The following is a 24,440-nucleotide window of genomic DNA, read 5'->3' as shown; positions in this document are numbered from 1 at the left end:
TTCCCGGTGGAATTCGTCACGGTGGGCGTAGCGGTGCGACCACGTCACGTGGAGATGCGATTATCACGGACTGCCGTTACAGTCCCGGCGCGCGTGCGCCGGGACCGTGACGCCATGGAGCCGAAATCCGTTGCTGCTAGCTGGAAGTGGCACTCTCCAGCGGATCCGTCTGCACGGCATCACCCGTCGGCGCGATCTCCGGGATCCTCGTCGCTCTGGCGTACACGGTTTCGCCGGGGTTCAGCTGCAGCGCTTCACTGTCGCCGCGGGTGATCTGCGCCGCGAACAATTCTCCGGTGGCCGCGTTCTGGAGTTCGACCTTCACCTCGAACCCGAGATGCACGACACGCTGGACGACGGCGCGCGTGACGCCTGCGGATTCGGCGGTCCCGTTCTCCTGAGCGAGAGCCAGCGACGGGTCTCGGCCGACCCGGATGTCGTGCGGGCGAACCAATTGACCGTTGAGCTTGGCAACCTGCCCGAGGAACGACATGACGAAATCGTTGCCCGGACGGTCGTAGAGATCCTCGGGCGAACCGACCTGTTCTATGCGCCCCTTGTTGAGAACGGCGATCCGGTCGGCGACGTCGAGCGCCTCTTCCTGATCGTGCGTCACCAAAACGGTGGTGACGTGCACTTCGTCGTGCAGCCGCCGCAGCCACGTGCGCAGGTCCTCACGGACCTTCGCGTCGAGTGCACCGAAGGGCTCGTCGAGAAGCAGGACCTGAGGGTCGACGGCAAGGGCCCGTGCCAATGCCATGCGCTGGCGTTGACCACCGGACAGCTGTGCAGGGAACCGAGTCTGGAAACCCGCCAGTCCGACGATCTCGAGCAGGTCGTCGACCTTGCGTTTGATCTCGTCCTTGGGACGCTTCCTGATCTTCAGACCGAACGCGACGTTGTCCCGGACGCTGAGGTGCTTGAACGCGGCGTAGTGCTGGAAGACGAACCCGATCTCGCGCTTCTGGGGGCTGATCCACGTCACGTCCTGCCCACCGAGGATTACCTGGCCGGAGTCCAACTGTTCCAGACCGGCAATCGATCTCAGGAGCGTCGACTTGCCGGAACCGCTCGGCCCGAGCAGCGCGGTCAACGAACCCTTGGGGATGTCGATGCTGACGTTGTCGAGGGCCGCGAAGTCGCCGTAGTGCTTGTTGGCACCGATGACGGAGATCTCGATGTCGTCCGATTTCTGTACGGTCATTACTTCGTCCTCTTCTTGTCGAGGGTCGTCATCAGCAACAGCACGATGACGGCGATTGCCATGAGGAGAGTCGATGCCGCATAGGCGCCCTGCTGGTTGAAGTCCTCGTACCTCGAATGAACCAACAGCGTCAGGGTCTGAGAGATGCCGGGAAGGTTGGTGGACACCATGATCACAGCACCGAACTCACCGAGCGAACGTGCGACGGTCAACACGATCCCGTAGGTAAGACCCCAACGAATGGCGGGCAGGGTGATGCGCCAGAACGTCTGCAACGACGACGCACCCAACGTCGACGCGGCTTCTTCCTGCTCCTCGCCGATCTCGTACAGAACCGGCTCCACCTCGCGAACCACGAACGGCAGCGTCACGAAGATGGTCGCGATGACCATGCCTGGAAGCGCGAAGATGACCGTGAAACCCAGGGTTTCGAGTCCACCGAACCATCCGTTCGCACCCCACAACAGGATCAGTGCCACACCGATGACGACGGGTGACACCGCGAACGGAAGGTCGACTATCGCTTCGAGCACGCCTTTGCCGCGGAACCGACCGCGAACCAGAGCGAGCGCGGTGATGACACCGAAGACCACGTTCACCGGCACGACGATCGCCACGATCAGCAGCGACAGCTGCAAGGCGGATTGCGCTGCCGGAGTGGTGATCAACCCCCAGAACTCGAGGAAGCCGTTCTCGAACGTGCGGTACAGAATGGCACCGAGCGGGAATAGCACGAGGGCAGCGAGATACAGCAACGCAATCGACCGGAGCGACAGCTTGACCGGTAATCCGATCCTCATCGAATCTGCTCCTCACGACGTGCCAGGCGATTGCCGACGATGCGCAGGACGAACAGAACCACGAACGCGAAAGCAAGCAACACGACCGAGATCGCGGCGGCGTCGACGGTCTGGTCGTACTCGATCAACTCGCGAATGTACTGCGAGGCGATCTGCGTGTCGCCCGGAATGTTGCCACCGATCAGCACGACCGAGCCGAATTCACCGATGGCCCTAGCGAAGGCGAGTCCGGTTCCGGTCAGCACGGACGGGAGCAGAACCGGCAGAATGATCGACCTGAAGATCGTCCAGTTGTTCGCGCCCAACGACGCCGCAGCTTCCTCGACCTCTTGATCCAACTCGATCAACACGGGCTGCACGGCACGAACCACGAACGGCAGGGTGACGAACAGCAGTGCGACGACCACTGCGGGCTTGGTCGCGTTGAACACCAGGCCGATCGGGCTCGCCGGCCCGTACAGCGACAGCAGAACGAGACTCGCCACGATTGTCGGCAGCGCGAACGGGAGATCGATCAACGCGTTCACGAACCGCTTGCCGGGGAACTCGTCACGAACGAGGACCCACGCGATGAGAGTCCCGAGCACCATGTTCACCACCGCCGCAGCGACCGAGACGATCAGGGTCACCTCGAACGTCGCAATCGCGCGAGGTGCCGTGACCGCATCCCAGAAGCCGACGATGCCGTCGTCGAACGATTTCACGGTGAGCGCGGCGAGCGGCAGCAGCACGATGATGCTGAGCCACAACACCGCGACCCCGAGGCCGAGGGGTCCGACGGACCCCGGGCCACGAAATTTTCTGCCCCTACGTGGCGCGGGGTCGGTACGCGTCGTCGACATGGTGGTTATTTGGTGTTCTCTTTGTAGATCGTCGTGATTGCGCCGGTGTCACCGAAGAGTTCGGCGTCCACGACGTCCCAGCCACCGAGATCGTCGATGGTGCGCAGGTTCTGCGGGGTGAAGAACTTGTCCGAGAACTCGGCGGCGATCTCCGGGTTGGTCGGGCGGAAGCCGGACTCGGCCCAGATGCGCTGGCCCTCGTCGGTGTAGATGAAGTCGTTGAGGGCGTTGGCCTTCTCCAGCTGTGAGCTCGAGTTCACGACGGCGACCGGGTTGTCGATTCGGAAGGTGTCGGCCACATCGACGTGCTCGACGGGCTGGCCCTGCTCCTCGATCAGCAGCGCTTCGTTCTCGTAGCTCAGCAACACGTCACCCTGTCCCTGCAGGAACGCCTCCGTGGCGGCGCGGCCCGATTCCGGCTGCACCGGGAAGTGTCCGGACACGAGCTGCTGGACGTAGTCGAGACCTGCCTGCTTGTTCTGACCGCCGTTGCTCTTGGCTGCGTACGGCGCCAGAAGGTTCCACTTGGCCGAACCGGAGCTGAGCGGGCTCGGGCTGATCACCTGAACGTCCGGCTTCAGCAGATCGTCCCAGGTCTGAATGTTCTTGGGGTTGCCCTCGCGCACCACCAGGGTCACGACCGAGCCGAAAGGCACACCGCCGTAAGCGTTCTCGCTCCAGTTCTCGTCGACCTTGCCGGCCTTCACGAGGCGCGTGACATCCGGCTCGACGGAGAAGTTCACGATGTCCGCCGGAGCACCGTCGGCAACCTTGCGAGACTGGTTGCCCGACGCACCGTAATCGGCGTTGATGGCGGTGTCCGTGCCGCCCTCGGTGGCCTCGAACGCAGGCCCGATGGCGTCCCACCCGTTCTTCGGCACCGCGTATCCGACGAGCGTCAGTGTCGAACTGCTGCTCGACCCGCCTTCGGCTCCGACGGTATCGCTCGATCCTCCGCCGCATGCGGCGAGAACAAGCGTTCCCACGGCAGCGAAAGTGGTGAGCAGGTATCGAGAGTTGAGCCTCATCGAGAAGTGCCTTTCATCGAATGTGAATCTGATTGGTCGTTGACGAGATCCGTAGAACAATCGAAGACCGCGCCCACCTGCGTCGCTCTTACCCAGCCGATGGCACGGTGAAGCGTCCGGGGCGCACGCACAAGGAATCCGAGACCTCGTAGCGCACATTTGTCAGGCGCAGGAAGGTAAGGTCCGGTCAGGCGGGCGAATCAGGACGCGGATCGACAACAGTCGATATCCGCGACTGCAAGCATGCCGACCGCGATCAACGCCAGTTCATGGCGGACCCGGTACTCGGCAGCGGCAGACACGGACAGAAATCTAGCAGAGGAACCCGGCGGACTCTAATTGCGCGGGCACGCGTGCGATCACCTGGTCAGAAACCATGCCAGAACGACGAGTACGAGCAGTGCGATCAGGGCCAGCGTGACCCTCGACTTCGGCATCAATGACCTTCCGCAACGGGCGACTCGGACGCATCCTTCTCGGCACGCGCGTCACGTCCGAGGGCATGGAGCACAGCAGCCAGAACTCGATCGAACACCCGAGCCGATCCCAGCGCAGCCGGGACCAGAACGAGCAGGATGACGAGCGACTGCGGCACGAACGGCAGCCCGGTGATCCACAGCTCGATCCCGTCCCACCACGTTGCCACTGCATGCACGAACCTCAGCCTAGAGGGCACGTGCGCCACGCCGAAAATCGCCACCGGTGGACGCCGGGCACCGGTGGCGTCGATGATTGAGCGATGACGGCCTTCGACGAACGTTCCACCGTGGTGCCCGTGCCCGACGATTCGATTCCCCGACCAGGCTCTCCCGACGGCGACGGCCTTGACCCGCAGGGAGTGTTGTCGAGTACCGAAGCGCCGGTGTCGACCATCACCACCGGCCGAAGCGCATTTCCTCCGATCGACGATTACGCGTTTCTCTCCGACTGCGAGACAACGTGCCTGATCGCTCGCAACGGCTCCGTCGAGTGGATGTGCGTTCCTCGTCCCGACTCCCCCAGCATTTTCGGTGCCGTTCTCGATCGGAGCGCCGGACACTTCCGCGTCGGCCCCTACGGCCAATCGGTTCCCGCCGCGCGCCGCTACCTGCCCGGTGGACTGATCGTCGAGACCACGTGGCAGACCGAGACGGGCTGGCTCGTCGTCCGTGATGCATTGGTGATGGGGCCCTGGCACAACACCGATCAACGCTCACGAACACACAAGCGGGCCCCGTCGGACTGGGATGCGGAACACATTCTGCTGCGCACCGTCAAGTGTGTCAGCGGCACCGTCGAACTCGAGATGAGTTGCGAGCCGGCGTTCGACTACCACCGCGCGCCCGCCCGCTGGGAGTACACGGGAAAGGTGTACGAGGAGGCGACGGCGACGTGCGAGGCCAGCTCGGTCGGTGACCAACCGACGTTGAAGCTCACCACCAACCTCCGCATCGGCATCGAGGGTCGCGAGGCGCGCGCACGCACCCGAATGACCGAAGGCGACAACATTTTCGTAGCACTGTCCTGGTCGGATCTGCCCGCACCGCAGACGTTCGAGGAAGCGGCGGACAAGATGTGGCGCACGTCCGAGTGCTGGCGCCAGTGGATCACCATCGGCCGCTTCCCCGATCACCCGTGGCGCGGCTACCTGCAGCGCAGCGCGCTCGCCCTGAAGGGGTTGACGTACGCACCCACCGGCGCCCTGCTGGCGGCGTCGACGACGTCATTGCCGGAAACTCCTGGAGGAGAACGCAACTGGGACTATCGCTATGCGTGGGTACGCGATTCGACGTTCGCCCTGTGGGGGCTCTACACCCTCGGACTCGACCGTGAGGCGAACGACTTCTTCTCGTTCATGTCCGACGTGTCGATGACCGAGGACGGCAAAGCCAATCCGCTGCAGGTGATGTACGGCATCGGCGGCGAGAAGACGCTGGAGGAAAGCGAGCTGTCCCACCTGTCCGGGTACGACGGCGCGAAGCCGGTCCGAATCGGCAACGGTGCCTACAACCAGGAGCAGCACGACATCTGGGGCACCATGCTGGATTCGGTGTACCTGCACGTCAAGTCACGCGAGCACGTTCCGGAGTCCCTGTGGCCGCTGCTCAAGCGTCAGGTCGAGGAGGCCATCGCCAACTGGCGGAAACCGGACCGCGGCATCTGGGAGGTGCGCGGCGAGCCGCAGCACTTCACCTCGTCGAAGGTGATGTGTTGGGTGGCGCTCGATCGGGGCGCGAAGCTCGCGTCCATTCACGGCGAGACCGACTACGCGGACCAGTGGAACGAGATCGCCGACGAGATCAAGGCCGACATTCTCGAACACGGCGTCGACGACCGCGGTGTGCTGACGCAGCGGTACGGACACGAGTCGCTCGATGCCTCCCTGCTGCTGGTGCCGCTGCTTCGCTTCCTCCCCGCGGACGATCATCGCGTGCGGGCAACGGTCCTGGCGATCGCCGACGAACTGACCGTCGACGGCTTGGTCCTGCGGTACATGGTGGACACCACCGACGACGGTCTGGAGGGCGAGGAGGGAACGTTCACCATCTGCTCGTTCTGGCTCGTATCCGCGCTCGTCGAGATCGGTGAGCTCGCCCGCGCGAAGCACCTGTGCGAACGGTTGTTGGGGTACGCCAGCCCGCTCAAGCTCTACGCGGAGGAAATCGACGCGAGGTCGGGACGGCACCTGGGCAACTTCCCGCAGGCTTTCACTCACCTGGCGCTGATCAACGCGGTCGTCCACGTGATCCGCGCGGAGGAAGCCCAGGCCGCCGGCCACTTCCAGCCGGCACACACCAACTGACGTGGGTGGAAATGTAGGCCCTGGCCTACATTTCCACGCACAACGACAGTGGTCGACTCACTGCAACTGGGTCGCCCATTCCGCCATCAGGTCCGTCGCCGACGCCGCGCGTGCGCGTCGGTGACCGGTTCCGGCCCACATCGACAGCGCCGACGGGTCCCCGGCTGCACCGGACTTCGCGCGCATCGGAGCGGTCAGGTAGTGCAGGTCCGGGTACGCGAGCGGGGCGTCACCGGAGTGATCTCGCATGAACTCGTTGACGATTCCGCGGGCGGGTCGTCCCGAGAATGCGCGGGTCACCGCGGTCTCTTCGGTGGCGGTCAGCTGCTCGCGGTGGACCGGTCGCGTTCCCGCCTCGGCCGTGTTCAGAAACGCCGTGCCCAGCTGAGCAGCGTGCGCCGCTCCGGATTTCAACAGCGGTGCAACGTCGTTGCCGTCCATCAGGCCGCCCGCAGCGATACGAGGCAGAGCGGACGCCCGCCGCACCACCTCGAGCAGCTCCGCCAACGGTTCCTCCGGAGCCGAGCCGTCGAAGCTTCCGCGGTGTCCACCGGCCTCGGGACCTTGGACGATCAGCGCGTCGACGCCGTTGGCCTCGGCTTCCTCGGCTTCGCGTGCGGAGGTCACCGTGCACCACACTTCGGTGCCGACCTCGTGGAGAGCGGCAACTTCCGCCGCGCCGAACGTCCCGAACGTACTCGACACGAGTGGAACCGGATTCTGCACCAGCCAGCGGAACTTCTCCGGGTAGAAATCGTCACGCCTGGTCAGTTCACCGCGTGGAGCGTCGTACTTCTCCAGCCACGGTGCGATTCGATCGGCGTACGCGTCGACATCAGCACCGGAGGGGTCGTCGGGAAGGAACAGGTTGACGCCGAACAGGACCTCTCGCAGCGAATCCACCTTCGCCGCGAAAGCGTCCAGGTCGAGCAGTGCGCCGGCCAGCATGCCGAGGCCTCCGGCCCGCGAGACCGCGGCAGCCAGCTCAGGAGTGGACGGTCCGCCTGCCATCGGCGCACTGATGATCGGAATGGTCAGTTCGTTCAGGAGTCTCGTCGTCACACTCCGTAAAACTACTCCGTGACTATTTCTTGGGCTTGTCCGCCGACGACTCCGAGGACAGTGCAGCGACGAATGCTTCCTGCGGCACGTCCACGCGACCGATCGTCTTCATGCGCTTCTTGCCTTCCTTCTGCTTCTCGAGCAGTTTGCGCTTACGGCTGATGTCACCGCCGTAGCACTTGGCGAGAACGTCCTTACGGATCGCTCGAATGTTCTCGCGGGCAATGATTCTGGATCCGATCGCAGCCTGGATGGGCACCTCGAACTGCTGACGAGGAATCAGTTCCTTGAGTTTGGTCGTCATCTTGTTGCCGTACGCGGCTGCGGCGTCCTTGTGCACGATCGCCGAGAACGCGTCGACGGCCTCGCCCTGCAGCAGGATGTCGACCTTGACGAGCGCCGCACTCTGCTCGCCGACCTCCTCGTAGTCGAGGCTGGCGTAGCCGCGGGTGCGCGACTTCAGGATGTCGAAGAAGTCGAAGATGATCTCGGCCATGGGGATGGTGTAGCGGAGCTCGACACGCGTTTCGGACAGGTAGTCCATGCCGCCGAGCTCGCCACGCCTCCCCTGGCACAGTTCCATGATGGATCCGATGAACTCGCTCGGGGAGATGATGGTGCACTTGACCATCGGCTCGAACACGTCGCGTGTCTTGCCTTCCGGCCAGTACGACGGGTTGGTCACGATGTGCTCGGCGCCGTCCTCCATCTCCACTCGGTACACCACGTTGGGTGAGGTGGAGATCAGGTCCAGGTTGAACTCCCGCTCGAGACGCTCGCGGGTGATCTCCATGTGCAGCAGACCTAGGAAGCCGCAACGGAAACCGAAGCCGAGCGCCACGGACGTCTCGGGCTCGTAGGTCAGTGCTGCGTCGTTGAGCTGCAGCTTTTCGAGTGCATCGCGCAGGTCCGGATAGTCGGACCCGTCGAGGGGATAGAGCCCGGAGTACACCATCGGCCGCGGCTCGCGGTATCCGGTCAGAGGTTCCGTCGCGCCCTTGCGTGCCGTGGTGACGGTGTCACCGACCTTCGACTGACGCACATCCTTGACGCCCGTGATGAGGTACCCCACCTCGCCGACGCCCAGGCCCTTGGTCGCCTTCGGATCCGGCGACACGATGCCGACCTCGAGAAGCTCGTGTGTCGACCCCGTCGACATCATCGTGACCTTCTCACGAGGATTCAACGCACCATCGACGACACGAACATAGGTCACGACGCCGCGGTACGTGTCGTAGACGGAGTCGAAGATCATCGCGCGGGCCGGGCCGTCGGCGTCACCGACGGGAGCAGGCACCTGCTTGACGACCTCGTTCAGCAACTCCTCGACACCGACACCCGTTTTGCCCGACACGCGCAGGACGTCGTCCGGCTCGCATCCGATGATGTGAGCGATCTCCGCGGCATAGCGATCCGGATCGGCAGCAGGCAGGTCGATCTTGTTGAGCACAGGAATGATCGTCAGCTCTTTGTCGAGCGCCAGGTACAGGTTCGCGAGCGTCTGAGCCTCGATACCCTGCGCTGCGTCGACGAGCAGAACAGCACCCTCACACGCCTCGAGAGCACGAGAAACCTCGTACGTGAAGTCGACGTGACCAGGTGTGTCGATCAGGTGGAGAACGAACTCTTCACCATCGACGACCCACGGCAGGCGCACGTTCTGCGCCTTGATCGTGATGCCACGTTCACGCTCGATGTCCATGCGGTCGAGGTACTGAGCACGCATCGACCGATCGTCGACGACGCCCGTGAGCTGCAGCATCCGGTCAGCCAGCGTCGACTTGCCGTGGTCGATGTGGGCAATGATGCAGAAGTTCCTGATCCGTGCGGGGTCAGTGAACGTCGTGTCGGCGAAGCTGGGCACTCGTATCCTTTGCTGGCGCTTGCAAGAGAGAACCCGACTATCGTCCCACAGGCCCATTCCACAGGCTCCACTCCCGCCCGCCCATGTCCTGGCTCGACGGGTTCCGCGGGCCGGGTCGCTAAACTCGACGCTCATGGCGGGCAACTGGAGCAAATTGGGCAAGCAACTCGGGAAAATTGCGCTACGGGAGGGCCCGAGACTGTTTCGCCAATTGCAGAATTCCGGCGCCCTCCAGAAGGGCAAGGACGCGATTGCCGGGAACTCGTCGCCGGCACCCGGCCCCACGCCGGGTCGCCCGGTGGCGTCGAAGACCGTTCCGACGGCCCATCGAGCGCGTCGGGTCGAGTACTCCCCCGATCTCGACGGCAAGGCCGATCCCGGTGAGATCGTGTGGACGTGGGTCACGTACGAGGAGGATGCGAGTCAGGGCAAGGACCGCCCGGTGCTCGTCGTCGGCCGTGACGGACAGACCCTTCTCGGGTTGATGCTGTCCAGCCAGGACAAGCGCGACGGTGACCCGGATTGGGTGTCGATCGGGTCGGGGTCGTGGGATGCGGAAGGTCGGCCGAGTTGGATCAGGCTCGACCGTGTTCTCGACGTGCCGGAGAGCGGCATCCGGCGTGAGGGCGCCATCCTGGCCAAGGGAAAGTTCGACGCCGTCGCCGCCCGTCTGCGTAAGGATTACAGCTGGTCCTGACCGGCACGGTCAGGAGTCGAGCCTGTCGTACCGTCCGAACACTCCGCGGTACATCAGCGCGCCGAGCGCGCCGCCGATCAGAGGGAACACGATGAACACCCAGAGCTGACCGAGTGCGCCCGGTTGCCAGGGTGCGACGGCCAGGCTGCGAGCCGGGTTCACCGATGTGTTGTCGATCGGGATCGACACGAGGTGGATCACGACGAGAGTGAACCCGATCGACACTCCGGCGAGCGGGACATCGGAGATCTGATCGGTCGACGCGAGAACGACGAACACCAGCAGCGCCGTCAGAAGCACTTCGACGAGGATGGCCGCGCCGATGCCGTATCCGTTCTCGAGGATGCCTCCGAGGGGTCCCTCGATCGCCGACGGGCTGTGCGGGCCCCACCCGTTGGCGCCGAGACCGTTCACCGCACGGTCGTAGGAGGGCAGGCTGTTCGCGACAGCGAACAGCACGGCACCCGCGATCAGGGCGCCCACGATCTGCGCGACGATGTAGAGCGCCGCGGCCTTCGCAGTCAGCTTGCCCAGCAACGCCTGTCCGACGGTGACCGCCGGGTTGACGTGGCATCCCGATATCGGCCCGATCGCGTAGACCAGGAAGAGCAGCGTCAGGCCGAAGGCCAACGCCACACCGAGGTTGCCGACCTTGTCGCCGGCGAACACCGCCGTCCCGACGGCGGTGAACACGAGGACGAACGTGCCTATCGCTTCGGCCACGCATTTCTTCGTGTCCGAGATGACTTCCGGTTCGACGTACTCCTGTGCGGTCGACATTGCCCACCCCTGCTCGATAGGACTTCCCACCCTGCCGAGCAGTACGTTACGCCAGCCTTGTGATCTCCACCACAACATCAAGGGCAGTGGATCCGCCGCCCGAGAAGATGCCCTTCAGTGGTGGCACGTCGGCGTAGTCACGACCGAGACCGACCGAGACGTGTTGCTCGTTGACGGCGATGGCATTGGTGGGGTCGTATCCCCACCAGGCACCGGTCCACGCTTCGATCCAGGCGTGAGACTGCCCTTCCACCGACGCACCGATGACGGCGTCCTTCTTGGGGTGCAGGTAGCCGGAGACGTAGCGGCTGGGAATCCCGAGGCTACGCAACAGGAGCAGCGTCAGGTGCGCGTAATCCTGGCAGACGCCTTTCTTCTCCGACCAGGCCTCGACCGCCGAGGTGTGTACGCCCGTGGTTCCCGGAACGTAGGACATCTCCTGGTTCACCCAGTTCGCGATCTCCACGACCGACTCCTGAGGCGGCAGCCCCTTGGAGAGCTTTTTCGCGATCGCCGCGAGCTGCCGATTCTTGGGAACGTAGACGGTGTTGTCGAGCACTTCGTTGAAGCGGTCGATCACGGGCTCGCTCGCGAGTTCCTCCCACGACGCGTTCTCCTCCGGCGCCAGGAACGGATCGGTTTCGACGACGGACGACCCCGTCACTTCCAGTTCCGTGTGCGGTGCGTGCAGATCGAAGGCGGTCACCGCCGTACCCCAGTAGTCGGTGTACCGGTAACTTCTGGTCACCGGATTGGTCTCGACCCGATTCAGAATGACGTTCTGGCGGTTGTCACTTCGCGGTGTCAGGCGCGCCTCGTTGTAGGACGACGTCACCGGAGCGTCGTATTGATAGCCCGTGGTGTGGACAACGCGCATACGCCAGCTCACAGTTCACCTTCCAATTGATCCTCGTACGTTCCCGACCCCGCATCCGTCCACGCGACCCAGGGCGCCGCGTGGAAGTACTGCTTCGAAATGGCCTCGCCCAACTCTCGGCACGTCTCCTGCAACGCCAGCAACCTGTCCTGCAGATCGTCCAACAGCGCTCCGGGACGGAGGAATTCGAGCTCACTACGCGCGCGGCCCAGTAGACGCTGCGCTTCGGCGCGCGCACCGACGCGGCTGTTCGGCTGATGGTCGAGCTGATCCAACGAGCGTTCCGCTTCGCTCAGCGCATAGAACACCGAACGCGGGAAAAGCCGGTCCAACAACATGAATTCGAGGACTCGCTGCGCGTCGAGCGCGCCGCGGTACGTGCGGAGGTACGTGTCGTGCGCGCCGGCCGCACGGAGCACGGTCACCCACGCCGGCGACGACGGCCGATCACCGGCACGCGAGAGCAGCAGACGCACCACCATGTCGACGCGCTCCACCGACCGACCGAGGATGAGGAAGCGATATCCGTCGTCGTGGCTCAGCGTGGAATCGGCGAGCCCGGCGAACATCGCCGCTCGCTCCTCGATGTAACTGAAGAACTCGTGTGGTCCGGTGCGCTTCGACGCCCGGATGCGATCACCCAGTCCGTTGTAGGTGGTGTTGAGGCACTCCCACATCTCGGTGGACGTCACTTCCCGTGCGCCGCGGGCGTTTTCGCGAGCACCCGACAGGGAGTCGACGATCGAGCCGCGCCCTTCGCGGCTGAACGCGACCACCTCGGTCAACGACCATACGTCGAGCGACACGTCGGGTTCGTGCTGAAATCCTAGGACGCGCAGTAGAACACGCGAGATGTGATCGGGGTCGACCGTCGCGTCCTCGAGAAGCTGATGGACCGTGACGTCCAGGATTCGGGCCGTGTCGTCCGCCCGCTCGACGTACCGCCCGATCCAGTAGAGCGACTCTGCGTTACGCGCGAGCATCTAGCGTCCACCACCGTTCGAAAGCTGTTGTTGTTGCTGCTGTTGCTGTTGCTGGTCCATCGTCAACTCCGGGCCCTGTTCGGCCCGAGGAGCCTCGGGCGGTTCGCTGACGATCTCCTCGCCGGCGAGTTCCTGCTCTTCCTGCGATGTTCGAGTTGCCAGAACCCAGGTGTCCTTGCTGCCGCCGCCCTGGCTGGAGTTGACCACGAGCGAGCCTTCGGGGAGAGCGACCCGCGTGAGTCCTCCCGGCAGCACCCAGACGTCGTCTCCGTCGTTGACCGCGAACGGCCGCAGATCGACGTGGCGGGGAACCAACCTTCCGCCGATCTTCGTCGGGACCGTGGACAACTGGACGACGGGTTGCGCGATCCAGCCGCGAGGATCCGCTCGGATCTTCTTGCTGATGGTCGACAGTTCCTTGGGCGACGCGTCGGGACCGAAGACGATTCCGTACCCGCCTGATCCTTCGACTGGTTTGATGACCAGTTCGTCCACCCGGTCCAGCACTTCCTCGCACTCGTCGTCGAGCCAGCACCGGAACGTGTCGACGTTCGCGAGAAGCGGCTTCTCGCCCAGGTAGTAGTCGATGATGGTCGGGACGTACGTGTACACCAGCTTGTCGTCGCCGACGCCGTTGCCGACGGCACTCGAGATGACGACGTTGCCTGCGCGGGCGGCGTTGACCAGTCCGGCGACGCCCAGGACCGAGTCCGGACGGAACTGCATCGGATCCAGGTAGTCGTCGTCGATGCGGCGGTAGATGACGTCGACCTGGCGCTCACCCTCCGTCGTACGCATGTAGACGACGTTGTCGCGGCAGAACAAGTCGCGGCCCTCGACCAGTTCGACACCCATGAGACGGGCGAGCAGCGAGTGCTCGAAGTACGCGGAATTCGCGACACCCGGCGTGAGGACGACCACTGTCGGGTCGGCTTCGTTGAGCGCTGCGGAGGCGCGTAGCGCTCGGAGCAGATGCGAGGCGTAGTCACCGACGGCGCGCACGCGGTGCGTGGCGAAGAGATCGGGGAACACCCGCGCCATGGTGCGGCGATTCTCCATGACGTAGGACACACCGGAGGGCGACCTCAGGTTGTCCTCCAGTACGCGGAAGGTGCCCTGGGCGTCGCGAATCAAGTCGATACCGGCCACGTGAATGCGTACGCCGTTGGGCGGGACGATGCCCACTGCCTCACGGTGGAAGTGCTCACACGAGGTGACCAGACGCTTCGGTACGACGCCGTCGCGCAGGATCTCCTGGTCTCCGTAGATGTCGGCCAGGAACATCTCCAGCGCCCGGACGCGCTGCTTGATGCCACGTTCGAGGCGCGACCACTCGCCTGCGGCGATGACGCGCGGAACCTGGTCGAGGGGGAAGGGGCGTTCTTGTCCCGAGAGGGAGAACGTGATGCCCTGGTCGACGAACGCGCGACCGAGTGCATCGGAGCGCGCGTCGAGGTCCGCTGAGCTCGACGGTTCGAGTGCGGTGTGAATGCCCTTGTAGGGAGTTCGGGTCTTGCCGTCCGGGTCGAACATCTCGTCGAAGGCCAAACCGTATTTTCCTACGTCGGAGTAGCCACCGAAGACGCCGTCCACTTCCGGTTTCTCGCGAGCTGCCGACTTGGATTTGCTTGGCTTGGCCTTGTCTTGGGCAGTGGCTGCAGATCGCGGGCTCATCTCGGCAATGTTGCTACAGAGGCAGGAGATAAGCGCGCCGGACGCGTTAATTTCTGGAAACGCACAACACTTAGGCTGTCAACACGGAGGCCGAATTGGGTTCTGCCGTCGGTGCTGGTATTCTCGATCTTCGGCGCTGGGCTTCACAGCTCGGCAGCAGACTTCGGGCATTCCAGCATGGACCGCCCTGACCGGAATACCGACGAAGACAGAAGGATTTTACGCGTGGCCAACATCAAGTCCCAGAAGAAGCGGATTCTCACCAACGAGCGCAACCGTCTGCGCAACCAGTCGGTGAAGTCCTCGCTGCGGACGATCATTCGCTCCTTCCGCGCCGCTGAGGCCGAGGGCGACAAGGACAAGGCTTCCGCCATCCTCGTCAGCGCAGGTCGCCAGCTGGACAAGGCAGCCAGCAAGGGTGTCATCCACAAGAACCAGGCAGCCAACAAGAAGTCGGCTCTGGCTCTGGCAGTCAACAAGCTCTGATTCTCTCGTCGAAAGAACCCGCTCGGTCTTCACCGAGCGGGTTTTTCGCGTTCGCGTGACTCTTACCGCGCACTGAGTGTGGCTACCTCCGACACTGCGCTCTCCACTGCGTAATCCGCGTCGGCGGCCTGGCCTTTCACGTCGGCGTTGAGCTTCGACACCACCTGGAGTGCATGCCCGATGGACGCACCGGTCCAGCCGCGTGCTTGTGCTTGCGCCTTCTTGATCTTCCACGGCGGCATCCCCAGTTCCCCTGCCATCTTGAACGGGTCACCTCGACCTGCCGACCCGACGAGTGCAATGGTTCGAACGGCATCGGCCAGCGCGTCGGCCAACAGAACATGGGGCACGCCGCGATGCATGGCCCACCTCAACGCCTCGAGGGCGCCGGGAACGTCTCCGCCGACGGCTTTCTCTGCGACGTCGAACCCGGATACCTCGGCCTTGCCCGAGTAGTAGCGGCGGACCGCGTCGACGTCGACCTTGCCCGCGGTGTCCGCGATGAGCTGCGAGCACGCGGCCGCGAGTTCACGAAGGTCGGAACCGACGGCCTCCACGACCGCGTCCACGACATCCTGGTTCACCCGTACCTGGGCCGTGCCGAACTCGCGCTTCACGAAATCCGACCTCTCCGAGGCCTTGGTCAGCTTTGCGCATTCGTGGACGACGGCACCGGACTTCTGCAGCGACCCGACCATCGCCTTGGCCCTGCCGCCGCCGGAGTGCATGATCACCAGGACGGCGCCTTCGGGCGGATCGGCCGCCGCATCCAGGACCAGCGCCACGGCATCCTTGCCTGCCTCGGCGGCTGCTTCGAGCACGACCACGCGGTCCTCGGCGAACAGCGACGGGCTGAGAAGTTCGGCAAGTTCCGGTCCACTTGCGTCACCTGCCCGCAGCTTGGTGACGGGAACATCGTCCCCCTCGGGGGCGGACTTCTTGACCGACGAGACGATCGACGCCACTGCCCGGTCCATGAGCAGTTCCTCGTCACCGAGAACGAGATGCAGAGGTTCCACCGGGCTGTTCGCATTCACACCGACGATCGTGCCATGTGGGTCCGACGCAGTTCACCTCCACCTGCCGCGACGGGGGTTCCGTCTTCACACCGACCAGACGATCCACAGGATCGACGCCGCGGCCCCCACTCCCCCGATCACCCACCGCACGAATCGAATCCTCAGAGAGCAGACGATTGCGGCCGTCGCGGCCACGACGATCGCCACACCCCCTGCGCCGCTGGAAGTTCCGATGCTCGCGCCAGGGACGGATCCCGCGCGTTCGGCAACCACGACCAACCACGCCAGCGGCGCGTCGGTGAGTCTCAACACCAGGGACGCCGGTCCCGAGGCCCACGGCGCCAATGCGGCAGCGACGACGCCGACGACGGTGATCGGCGCCACGACGGGTGCGACGGCCATGTTCGCGGCGATTCCGACGACCGACAGGGTTCCGGACATGCCCGCGACGATCGGTGCGGTCACCGCATGTGCCGCCGACGCGACCGCGACGATCTCCGCGGCGCCGCGTCCCCAACCGTGGCGGCGCAGCCAATCCACCCACACCGGCGCCACCACGACCAGTCCTGCGGTTGCGGCCACCGACAGCGCGAATCCGACGTCGACCGCGAGTTGAGGGAGCCACACCAGCAATCCGAGGACGGCCGTACACAACGCGGGGACCGCTTGCCTACGTCGGCCGGTCACGAGGGCGAGCAAACCCACAGCGCCCATGACGGCTGCACGCAGCACGCTCGGCGACGGTCTCGCGACGACGACGAACGCGACGAGAACCACCGCGCAGATCAGCACCGTGGTCCTGGGACCGAGCGCCGCCGCACGGGTGAGCAACAGAACCGCACCGAGAAGAATCGCGAAGTTCGCACCCGACACCGCAGTCAGATGAGTCAGTCCGGCTGCGCGAAAGTCGGTTTCGACGTCCTCGGGCAGCGTGGAGACATCACCGACCACCAGCCCGGGAAGCACACCTGCGCGATCGGCAGGGAGAGCGTCCGCGGCGGCGGACGACAGCGAGGTCCGGACGGACGACGCCGCGCGGGCGACGGTTCCCGGCGGCTGGACGTGCAGGGGTGGTCCGTTCACACGGACGACCGCGAGTGTCAGGTTGCGCCTGGTCGGTTCCGCCAATCGACCTCTCACCAGCACCTGTTGGCCGGGCACCAGATGGGCCCATCCGTCCGAGGGCGCGAGCACCGTCAGCCGGCCACCCAATTCGATCGCTGTGCCCGCGAGGTCGATCCGTCGGAGCTCCACGGCGATCGTCACCATCGGCGGTCCGGGCGAACGTGACCGTCGGGGATCCTCCACGACGGACACTGCGGCGCTGATCCAGGCGCGGTCCTGTACCGCCGCGGTTACCGGACTGGACTCGAACACCGCGGCGTGTACGGCCGCTGCGCCTGCGTAGCAGCACGAGACGACGGACATCGCGATCAACCCGGACGCTGCCGCGCCGAGCCGCGCCCGGCAGCACAGCACAACGGCCACCACGACACCCGAGATCACCGCCATCACGGCGGCGAGAACCGACCCACCGAGAACGCCGACGAGGGTTGCACCCCATCCCGCTACTGCCGCAGGCACCAGTCGCACGTCGTGTGCTCGGATCTGCGGTTCGGTCATACCGTCACCTGGGTTCGGAGCTTCTCGAGTCGCACCGGGCCGATACCGTCGACCTCCGCCAATTGCCCGACGTCGCCGAATTTTCCATTGACCTCCCGCCACGCGACGATGTTGGCCGCAGTGACCGGGCCCACGCCGTCGAGGGCGTCGAGCTCGGCAAGGGTCGCGGTGTTGAGGTTCACCAGTGCCGTGGAACCGGCAGCTGGATTCTCCGCAGAACCCGGCTGGGCGGCGGTGTCTGGGTCGTTCGAGGAACCGGGTCCGGGCGGCGCAGCCGAATCTCGTACGGTGCCACTGACTACCGGTCTACCTTCCGGAGGAAGAACGCCGACGACGATCTGGTCACCGTCGGCCACCTTGGCGGCGAGGTTGAGCGCCAACATGTCCGCACCGTCCAGGACTCCACCGGCCGCAGCGATCGCGTCCGCCACACGGGCACCGGGCGGCAAGTCGACCAACCCGGACGACACGACGAGCCCGACGACGCTGACCACGATGCGCGTCGGGGGCTCGGGCACCGATGGCTCCGTCGCACTCGGTGGTGTGACGGACGATTCCGTCACCGACTGCACGACGGGAAGGGCCGGTACCGGTGCGACTGCCGGCGAGTCCCGCAGCATCGCGTATCCGGCGACGAGCAGCACGATGAAACCGACACCGCACAGTCCGAGGAGACCGGCGCGCCCGGGATCCACGCGAGCTCCACGCCACCGCTCCGGAAGATACGCGGACAGAGCGGAGTCGCGACCGTCGTCGACACCGAACCCGTCCGGTCCCTCCCGTACCGCGATGTCGGAGTCGTCGGTGTGCTCGGGGTCGCCGGCGTTGCGATCGGCTCGAACGGCCTCCCGAGAGATGGGCCGTGCCCGCGGCGATGACATGGGAGGTGACGGTAGCGAGGCCGGCGACCCCATCGAGCCGCGAAACCCAGGTCGTGAATTGCCCTGTGGACAACCCAGCGCCTGTGGACAGGCCCACACCCCGAGGCGGTCCGACGACGGCTACTGCGCGACGACTACCCCGACCGCGCCGGGCCCGACGTGCGCTCCGAGAACAGCACCGAAGGGCACCACATCGATGTCGATCGGGTGCGCGATGCGCTCGCGCAGCATGGACACCACCGTGTCGGCACGGTCCGGGCAGAGCATGTGGTGCACCGTCATGGCGAGGTCGTCGTCCCCCGAGCCGGCGGCGCCCTCTGCCACCCTCGAGGCAGCGTCGACGAGCTTGCCCAGCGCTTTCGTCGAGGTGCGTGCCTTCTCGCCTAATACCAGTTTTCCGTCGGTGAGGTGCAGCACCGGTTTCATCGCGAGTGCGGTACCGAGCAGTGCTGCGGCAGCACCGATTCTGCCGCCGCGACGAAGGTGGTCGAGACGATCGACGACGATGAAGCTGCTCGTTCTCGCCGACATCGACGCCGCGGTGTCGTACACATCGTCGAGACCGTCACCGTTCGCGGCCGAGCGCGCTGCGGCGAGCACCGCATAGCCGAGCCCCATGCCTGCGGAGGCCGAATCGACCACGCGAACTCGATCGCCGACGGCCGCTGCAGCCTGACGCGCAGCCTCCCACGTGCTCGACAGTCCGCGCGAGATGTGCACGGCCACAACCCCGTCACCGCCACTGCGATCGAGGGCGTCCGCGTAGAGGTCGGTCAGCTCGGACGGCGACGCTCCGGCTGTCGTCACCGGGCCCTGCGCGGCGAAGTCCTCGGGGATTGTGTCGACGCCCTCCCGCAGGTCGACGCCGTCGACGAACACATGAAGCGGTGCCACCGCGATTGCCGAACCACCGCGTTCGGGGCCGATGCAGGCCGACGAGTCGGTCACCACGACGACCGTCACGCCGGTGCGCTCCGATCGGGTGTGACCGTTCTCAGCACCGAAAGCATGGCGGCGGCGACCTGTACGTGGGCGTCCCAGCCCCAGTGAATTCCGTCCGGGTTCGCCTGTCCGGAGTCGATGTTCGCTCGTACGGCGGCGGCAAGATCCACGAGCGGGACACCGGTGCTCGAACTCCACTGCCGCAGAGCCTTTTCCGCCGCCGGACGCCCGGAGTGGACCCGGCCGTAGGCCTCGGAGCGGTGCACGGAAGGAAGCGTCCCGACAACCGGTAGATCCGGGCGGACGTAGGCCAGCGCGGCACGCGACTGTTCCAGATAGTCGACGCTGAGTTTGGGCGGCAGAGCGACCGGCCACCCGAGGTGCGCGAGTCGCGGCTGCGCCCACTGGTATCCGGTTCGAACGATCCTGCGAAGCGCGGGCGGGCGAATGTATCGAATCTGCTCACGGAACGCCGTCGGCATGGGCGACGGCAGCGAGTCCATTCCACCGACACCGAACACGACGGCGCCGGCCTTGGGGATCGCGGCCCACACCCGTGGATCCTGGGTCAGCGCCCACCACGCGTCCCGGCTCGTCCAGCCGATCCGAGCGACCAGCTCTACCGTCCAACCCAGCTCGGCGGCAACGATATTCGGCCAGATTCGAGGATCGTCGACGGGCAGTCCGCCTTCGGGCCCGTAGTAACTCAGCGAGTCCGCCAGCACCAACAGAACGGGGGCGGGAGCATCAGAGGACGTCACTGGCCACCCGTGCCGACGCATTCCACACGTCGAGGCGCCAGCCGAGATTCTCGCCCTCTCCGTGGCTGCTCAACTGCACCCAACTCGTGTTGGACAGTCCGCCGAGGACCGGCCACCGGTCCACCGGCAGGTCCAGCAACGCCGCGGTCAGGGCGGCGATCTGACCGCCGTGAGCGACGAGGACGACGGGTGCGTTCGCCCCGTCGGCTCCCCACACCGGTAGATCTGCGACGAGTTCCTGCACGACGGGCAAGCTGCGGCGCGCGACGTCGATGCGGCTTTCGCCTCCTGGAGGTGACATCGTCGCGTCGGCGCGCCATGCGGCCCGTGCCCCGGGCGCGACGGCGTCGACATCGAGGTGGGTCAGACCCTGCCATTCGCCGAGGTGCGTCTCCCGGAGTCGCTGATCGGTGTCGACGACTACGTCCGACGCGTCACCGAGCGCAACCGCGGTGTCGTAGGCGCGTCGCAGGTCGGAGGACACGATGCGGAGCGGTGAACGGGTCGCGAGTTCTGCGGCCGCGGTCTTGGCCTGGGATCGTCCGAGTTCGGTGAGGTCGGTGTCCAGCTGTCCCTGCATCCGGTCGCCTGCGTTGTACTCGGTCTGACCGTGGCGCAGCAGGATCAGCTGCCGTTTCGTCGGTTCGGTCACTGCTCAGGAATCCGAACCGTCGTCGCCTGCTGTCTCGGACGTCTCGGGACGCTCGCCGAGCCCGGGGACCTCGATGCTGGGGCAGTCCTTCCACAGTCGCTCGAGGGCGTAGAAGTTCCGCTCGTCGTTGTGCTGCACGTGCACGACGACGTCGACGTAGTCCAGCAGGGCCCAACGGCCTTCCCTGGTTCCTTCTTTGCGGACGGGCTTGAAGCCTTCTTCGCGGAGCTTGTCCTCGATGTTCTCGACGATCGCGTTGACCTGGCGCTCGTTGGGCGCCGAGGCGATGACGAAGCAGTCGGTGATGACCAACTGCTCCGAGACGTCGAGAACCACGACGTCGCTCGCCAGCTTGTCGTCGGCCGCGAGTGCCGCGATACGTGCGATCGAGGTGGCCTGGTCTGTAGCAGTCACTTAACTTGTCTCCCGTTGTGTGGAACTCGAGTGTGTCGAACCGGCTTGTGTCTTCTGGGGGGCAGGCTCCGACATGGTGACGGAGCCGTCGAGGCGCTGTTCGCCTCGTGGTCGGTAGAGGTTGCGCTTGGAGATGTACTGGACCACGCCGTCCGGAACCAGGTACCAGACCGGGCGATTCTCGCTGGCGCGTAGTCGGCATTCGGTGGAGCTGATCGCGAGGGCCGGGATCTCGATCAGCGTCAGGGCGTCCTTCGGCAGGTCTTGGAGATGATCCGCCAGGTGCTCGACACCCAGTTCGAAGCCCGGCCTCGATACTCCGACGAATTTGGCGAGCTCGAACAGTTCCTCCCAGTTCTGCCAGGTGAGGATGCTTTCCAGGGCGTCGGCGCCGGTGATGAAGTACAACTCGGCGCTGGGATGCTGCTCGCGCAGGTCACGAAGTGTGTCCACCGTGTAGGTGAGTTTCTCGCGGTCCACGTCGACGCGACTGACCGAGAACCGTGGATTCGACGCCGTCGCGATGACCGTCATGAGATAGCGATCCTCGGCCGGGCTGACGGCTTTGCCTTCCTTCTGCCACGGTGTACCCGTCGGGACGAAGATGACCTCGTCGAGGCCGAAGCTGTTGGCGACCTCGCTCGCTGCCACGAGGTGGCCGTGGTGGATGGGATCGAACGTTCCGCCCATCACTCCCAGCCTGCGAACTACGTCGGGTTGTCGGTGCACGATTGACGAGCTTACTTGCCGTGCTCAGACGGGAAGGAGTCGCGAGACGATGTCGCTCAGCTGCTGTGCCGATCGGCACTCGTACATTCCGATCACGTCGCTGTACACCTTCGCCGCGGAGTCGCCGGTCCCCCACTGACCCTTCGGTTCCGGATTGAGCCAGTACGCGTGTTTGGCCACCGCAACCGTTCGTGCCAGTGCGTCGAGCTTCGGATCCCGATAGTTCGTGCGGCCGTCGCCCAGGACGAGCACCGAGGTTCGAGAGGTGACGGTGTGCGCGTACTTGTCGTCGAACGTCTCGAACGCGTTGCCGTAGTCGGAGTGGCCGTCGTAGGTGATCAGCTCGGATTCCCGCATGATCCGGGACATGGCAGCTCCCAGGTCGCTTCCGGTGTCGAAGAATCGAGTCACCTCGTCCGTCGAGTCGATGAACGCGAACACGCGTACCCGCGAGAACTGCTCCCGCAGCGCGTGGACGAGCAACAACGTGAAGTGGCTGAAGCCTGCAACGGAACCGGAGACGTCGCACAGCACCACGAGCTCGGGACGCGCTCGCCTGGGCTTGCGCTGCACGAGATCGATGGGTACGCCTCCGGTGGACATCGATTTTCTGAGCGTCCGACGGAGATCGATCGAGCCGCGCGTGCTGCGCTGCCGTCTCGCGGCGAGGCGGCTCGCCAGCAGCCGCGCAAGTGGCGCGACGCTCCGCTTCAGGGCGACCATCTCGGTGTCCGACGCTCGGAGGAAGTCGACTTCCTCGGCGAGCTTGGGAACGCCGTAGCTCGCGACGCGTTCCTTGCCGAGGCGCTCGGCGGCGCGGCGGCGAGTCTCCTTGTCCACCATCTTCTTCAGGTCGGCGATGCGCTGAGCGGCCGTCCGCTTCGCGACCTCGTCCTCGTACGATCCCGCGGACCGGTTCGACCCTGTCTCGGCGTTGCCGAGCAATCCTTCGAGTATCCGGCTGAGCAATGTGTCCGGAGCGACGTCCCGGAGAGCCTGGTACGCCGAGAACGACGGTCCGTTCGCCGATTTGTACTGGCCGAGCTCCTCGACCATCTGCGCAGCGAGCATCTCGGTCAGGCCGATCGCCTCCTCGCTGCCGTCGACGAGCAGGTCGGTGATGAGTTCGCGAAGTGCGATGAAATCGACGTCTCCGTCGGGTGTGCGCGGAAGGGCGGTGTCTATCCGGCCGGAGTCGCGTTGCCCGGTAGCAGCAGGGAACCACAGGTCGAACAACGCGTCGTAGGTGTCGCGGTGCGTGGGCCGCCGCAACAGCGCGCAGGCCAGCCCTTCACGGAGCGCTTCGCGATCGAGCAGATCCAGAACCGCGAGCACGTGCCCCGCGTCCACGGTCTCCGACGGTCCGACGGATATGCCGCGCTTCCGCAGCGCCTCGACGAAGTCGACGAGGTGGCCGGGAAGCCCGTGCGGTGCAAGCATGTCAGTTCAACCGGAGCTCGGCCGCGGCCTTGTCCTGATCGGACCGGTGCTTGAGCACGACCCCGAGCGTGGCACGGACCGCGTCGTCGTCGAGTGTGTCCATGCCGAGCGCGAGCAGGGTACGTCCCCAGTCGATCGTCTCCGCTACCGACGGCAACTTCTTGAGTTGCATCGCCCGCATGACGCGCACGACGCGCACCAGCTGCTCGGCGATGGCCTCGGGGAGCTCGGGTACACGGCTCGCGAGGATCTTGCGTTCGAGGTCGGCATCCGGAAAATCGAGATGCAGGAACAGGCAGCGCCGCTTCAGGGCCTCGGACAGCTCACGGGTGGCGTTGGAGGTGAGGACCGTGAACGGTCGCCGCACCGCCGTGATGGTGCCGAGTTCGGGGATGGTGACGGCGAAGTCACTGAGCACCTCGAGAAGCAGGCCCTCGATCTCGACGTCGGCCTTGTCCGTCTCGTCGATCAACAGCACCGTCGGATCCTCGCGGCGGATGGCCTGGAGAAGTGGGCGGGCCAGCAGGAATTCCTCGGAGAACACATCCAGCTTGGTCTCGTCCCAGCCGGCGGACCCGGTGGTGCTGGATTGGATGCGGAGGATCTGCTTGGCGTGGTTCCACTCGTACAGCGCACGGGCCTCGTCGACGCCTTCGTAGCACTGCAGACGCACCAGTTCTGCGCCCGCTGTCTGCGCGACGGCCCGCGCGAGCTCTGTCTTGCCCACGCCCGCCGGTCCCTCGATGAGAAGCGGCTTACCGAGCCGGTCCGCGAGAAACACCGACGTCGCCGTCGCCTTGTTCGCGAGGTATCCCGTCTCGGCGAGCTTGGTCACGACGTCGTCGACGCTCGCGAACAAAGGTGGTGTCGTCGGTAATGCTCGATCCACGGTCAATCCTC

Annotated in this window: 25 protein-coding genes; 3 read left to right on the top strand and 22 right to left on the bottom strand. The window is 65.3% G+C overall.

Features of this window, described 5'->3' with window-relative positions; translation table 11 throughout:
* Positions 1-136: 136 nt before the first annotated feature.
* From CH289_RS20050 to CH289_RS20030, 6 genes are all read right to left on the bottom strand, one after another.
* Entirely contained in the window at positions 137-1,204 is a 1,068-nt protein-coding gene (locus CH289_RS20050; RefSeq protein ID WP_019667504.1) for a sulfate/molybdate ABC transporter ATP-binding protein, read from the bottom strand.
* Positions 1,204-2,004, bottom strand: a complete 801-nt coding sequence (cysW, locus tag CH289_RS20045) for a sulfate ABC transporter permease subunit CysW (RefSeq protein WP_019667505.1) — start codon at positions 2,002-2,004, stop codon at positions 1,204-1,206. The genes CH289_RS20050 and cysW overlap by 1 nt, the downstream gene beginning before the upstream one ends.
* On the bottom strand, positions 2,001-2,846 hold the full coding sequence (cysT, locus tag CH289_RS20040; RefSeq protein ID WP_080733908.1) for a sulfate ABC transporter permease subunit CysT: 846 nt from the start codon (positions 2,844-2,846) through the stop codon (positions 2,001-2,003). Before cysT ends, cysW begins: the two co-directional genes overlap by 4 nt.
* A 5-nt stretch (positions 2,847-2,851) precedes the next feature.
* Positions 2,852-3,874 (bottom strand): sulfate ABC transporter substrate-binding protein, encoded by a 1,023-nt coding sequence (locus CH289_RS20035; RefSeq protein WP_094728406.1) that lies wholly within the window; start codon positions 3,872-3,874, stop codon positions 2,852-2,854.
* A gap of 200 nt (positions 3,875-4,074) precedes the next feature.
* Positions 4,075-4,176, bottom strand: a complete 102-nt coding sequence (locus tag CH289_RS29055) for an Ms4533A family Cys-rich leader peptide (RefSeq protein WP_329955138.1) — start codon at positions 4,174-4,176, stop codon at positions 4,075-4,077.
* 134 nt (positions 4,177-4,310) lie between these two features.
* Positions 4,311-4,529: a hypothetical protein gene (locus CH289_RS20030; protein ID WP_170947464.1), complete on the bottom strand. Its 219-nt coding sequence runs from the start codon at positions 4,527-4,529 to the stop codon at positions 4,311-4,313.
* An 84-nt stretch (positions 4,530-4,613) separates the two neighbouring features.
* Here CH289_RS20030 and CH289_RS20025 point away from each other — a divergent pair, with 84 nt between their 5' ends.
* The gene (locus CH289_RS20025; protein WP_019667509.1) at positions 4,614-6,656 is read left to right on the top strand and encodes a glycoside hydrolase family 15 protein; all 2,043 of its coding nucleotides are present in this window, start codon (positions 4,614-4,616) and stop codon (positions 6,654-6,656) included.
* A gap of 57 nt (positions 6,657-6,713) precedes the next feature.
* Here CH289_RS20025 and CH289_RS20020 read toward each other — a convergent pair whose 3' ends face one another.
* Positions 6,714-7,718 (bottom strand): nitronate monooxygenase, encoded by a 1,005-nt coding sequence (locus tag CH289_RS20020; RefSeq protein ID WP_020111641.1) that lies wholly within the window; start codon positions 7,716-7,718, stop codon positions 6,714-6,716.
* 22 nt (positions 7,719-7,740) lie between these two features.
* Entirely contained in the window at positions 7,741-9,639 is a 1,899-nt protein-coding gene (gene lepA, locus CH289_RS20015) for a translation elongation factor 4 (protein ID WP_051127752.1), read from the bottom strand.
* Positions 9,640-9,715: 76 nt separating this feature from the next.
* Between lepA and CH289_RS20010 the strand changes: the two genes are divergently transcribed.
* On the top strand, positions 9,716-10,279 hold the full coding sequence (locus CH289_RS20010; protein ID WP_019664685.1) for a type II toxin-antitoxin system PemK/MazF family toxin: 564 nt from the start codon (positions 9,716-9,718) through the stop codon (positions 10,277-10,279).
* Between the two features lie 9 nt (positions 10,280-10,288).
* On the opposite strand, the gene CH289_RS20005 is transcribed toward CH289_RS20010, so the two are convergent.
* The 4 genes from CH289_RS20005 to CH289_RS19990 are packed head-to-tail and all read right to left on the bottom strand — an operon-like array spanning position 10,289 to position 14,452.
* Positions 10,289-11,059 (bottom strand): aquaporin, encoded by a 771-nt coding sequence (locus CH289_RS20005; RefSeq protein WP_019664686.1) that lies wholly within the window; start codon positions 11,057-11,059, stop codon positions 10,289-10,291.
* Between the two features lie 46 nt (positions 11,060-11,105).
* A complete protein-coding gene (locus CH289_RS20000) occupies positions 11,106-11,936 on the bottom strand; it encodes a transglutaminase family protein (protein ID WP_019664687.1) in 831 nt (276 codons plus the stop codon).
* Between the two features lie 8 nt (positions 11,937-11,944).
* A complete protein-coding gene (locus CH289_RS19995) occupies positions 11,945-12,919 on the bottom strand; it encodes an alpha-E domain-containing protein (protein ID WP_019664688.1) in 975 nt (324 codons plus the stop codon).
* Complete coding sequence (locus tag CH289_RS19990; protein ID WP_244164810.1) at positions 12,920-14,452, bottom strand: circularly permuted type 2 ATP-grasp protein; 1,533 nt, start codon at positions 14,450-14,452, stop codon at positions 12,920-12,922.
* Positions 14,453-14,818: 366 nt separating this feature from the next.
* Here CH289_RS19990 and rpsT point away from each other — a divergent pair, with 366 nt between their 5' ends.
* Positions 14,819-15,079: a 30S ribosomal protein S20 gene (rpsT, locus tag CH289_RS19985; protein WP_019664690.1), complete on the top strand. Its 261-nt coding sequence runs from the start codon at positions 14,819-14,821 to the stop codon at positions 15,077-15,079.
* Positions 15,080-15,141: 62 nt separating this feature from the next.
* On the opposite strand, the gene holA is transcribed toward rpsT, so the two are convergent.
* The 10 genes from holA to CH289_RS19935 form a co-directional block, all read right to left on the bottom strand.
* Complete coding sequence (gene holA / locus CH289_RS19980) at positions 15,142-16,116, bottom strand: DNA polymerase III subunit delta (RefSeq protein ID WP_026347724.1); 975 nt, start codon at positions 16,114-16,116, stop codon at positions 15,142-15,144.
* Positions 16,117-16,182: 66 nt separating this feature from the next.
* A complete protein-coding gene (locus CH289_RS19975) occupies positions 16,183-17,721 on the bottom strand; it encodes a ComEC/Rec2 family competence protein (RefSeq protein WP_094728405.1) in 1,539 nt (512 codons plus the stop codon).
* The gene (locus tag CH289_RS19970) at positions 17,718-18,602 is read right to left on the bottom strand and encodes a ComEA family DNA-binding protein (RefSeq protein ID WP_019664693.1); all 885 of its coding nucleotides are present in this window, start codon (positions 18,600-18,602) and stop codon (positions 17,718-17,720) included. Before CH289_RS19970 ends, CH289_RS19975 begins: the two co-directional genes overlap by 4 nt.
* Positions 18,603-18,722: 120 nt before the next feature.
* Positions 18,723-19,565 carry a DegV family protein gene (locus CH289_RS19965; protein ID WP_094725832.1) on the bottom strand — a complete coding sequence of 281 codons (843 nt, stop codon included), beginning with the start codon at positions 19,563-19,565 and terminating at the stop codon, positions 18,723-18,725.
* Entirely contained in the window at positions 19,562-20,305 is a 744-nt protein-coding gene (gene octT / locus CH289_RS19960; protein ID WP_019664695.1) for a diglucosylglycerate octanoyltransferase, read from the bottom strand. The genes CH289_RS19965 and octT overlap by 4 nt, the downstream gene beginning before the upstream one ends.
* Positions 20,292-20,957, bottom strand: a complete 666-nt coding sequence (locus CH289_RS19955; RefSeq protein ID WP_094728404.1) for a histidine phosphatase family protein — start codon at positions 20,955-20,957, stop codon at positions 20,292-20,294. The genes octT and CH289_RS19955 overlap by 14 nt, the downstream gene beginning before the upstream one ends.
* Before the next feature lie 3 nt (positions 20,958-20,960).
* Positions 20,961-21,371 (bottom strand): ribosome silencing factor, encoded by a 411-nt coding sequence (rsfS, locus tag CH289_RS19950; RefSeq protein ID WP_019664697.1) that lies wholly within the window; start codon positions 21,369-21,371, stop codon positions 20,961-20,963.
* Positions 21,372-22,100 carry a nicotinate-nucleotide adenylyltransferase gene (gene nadD / locus CH289_RS19945; RefSeq protein ID WP_254924953.1) on the bottom strand — a complete coding sequence of 243 codons (729 nt, stop codon included), beginning with the start codon at positions 22,098-22,100 and terminating at the stop codon, positions 21,372-21,374.
* A 24-nt stretch (positions 22,101-22,124) separates the two neighbouring features.
* A complete protein-coding gene (locus CH289_RS19940) occupies positions 22,125-23,540 on the bottom strand; it encodes a vWA domain-containing protein (RefSeq protein ID WP_019664699.1) in 1,416 nt (471 codons plus the stop codon).
* A 1-nt stretch (position 23,541) separates the two neighbouring features.
* Positions 23,542-24,429, bottom strand: a complete 888-nt coding sequence (locus CH289_RS19935; RefSeq protein WP_026347725.1) for an AAA family ATPase — start codon at positions 24,427-24,429, stop codon at positions 23,542-23,544.
* Between the last annotated feature and the right edge of the window lie 11 nt (positions 24,430-24,440).

The organism is Rhodococcus sp. RS1C4, assembly GCF_002258225.1.
GTDB lineage: Bacteria > Actinomycetota > Actinomycetes > Mycobacteriales > Mycobacteriaceae > Rhodococcoides > Rhodococcoides fascians_E.
The sequence above is the reverse complement of the archived record's forward strand: the minus strand, read 5'-3'. Positions and strand labels throughout refer to the sequence as shown.

Coding starts and splice junctions, on each gene's coding strand:
- CH289_RS19970 (WP_019664693.1), bottom strand. CDS start 18,602: ATGTCATCGCCGCGGGCACGGCCCATCTCTCGGGAGGCCGTTCGAGCC.
- cysW (WP_019667505.1), bottom strand. CDS start 2,004: ATGAGGATCGGATTACCGGTCAAGCTGTCGCTCCGGTCGATTGCGTTG.
- CH289_RS20010 (WP_019664685.1), top strand. CDS start 9,716: ATGGCGGGCAACTGGAGCAAATTGGGCAAGCAACTCGGGAAAATTGCG.
- CH289_RS20005 (WP_019664686.1), bottom strand. CDS start 11,059: ATGTCGACCGCACAGGAGTACGTCGAACCGGAAGTCATCTCGGACACG.
- cysT (WP_080733908.1), bottom strand. CDS start 2,846: ATGTCGACGACGCGTACCGACCCCGCGCCACGTAGGGGCAGAAAATTT.
- CH289_RS19995 (WP_019664688.1), bottom strand. CDS start 12,919: ATGCTCGCGCGTAACGCAGAGTCGCTCTACTGGATCGGGCGGTACGTC.
- lepA (WP_051127752.1), bottom strand. CDS start 9,639: ATGGGCCTGTGGGACGATAGTCGGGTTCTCTCTTGCAAGCGCCAGCAA.
- CH289_RS20025 (WP_019667509.1), top strand. CDS start 4,614: ATGACGGCCTTCGACGAACGTTCCACCGTGGTGCCCGTGCCCGACGAT.
- CH289_RS19990 (WP_244164810.1), bottom strand. CDS start 14,452: ATGTTCGACCCGGACGGCAAGACCCGAACTCCCTACAAGGGCATTCAC.
- CH289_RS20035 (WP_094728406.1), bottom strand. CDS start 3,874: ATGAGGCTCAACTCTCGATACCTGCTCACCACTTTCGCTGCCGTGGGA.
- CH289_RS20050 (WP_019667504.1), bottom strand. CDS start 1,204: ATGACCGTACAGAAATCGGACGACATCGAGATCTCCGTCATCGGTGCC.
- CH289_RS19940 (WP_019664699.1), bottom strand. CDS start 23,540: ATGCTTGCACCGCACGGGCTTCCCGGCCACCTCGTCGACTTCGTCGAG.
- CH289_RS20000 (WP_019664687.1), bottom strand. CDS start 11,936: ATGCGCGTTGTCCACACCACGGGCTATCAATACGACGCTCCGGTGACG.
- CH289_RS19975 (WP_094728405.1), bottom strand. CDS start 17,721: ATGACCGAACCGCAGATCCGAGCACACGACGTGCGACTGGTGCCTGCG.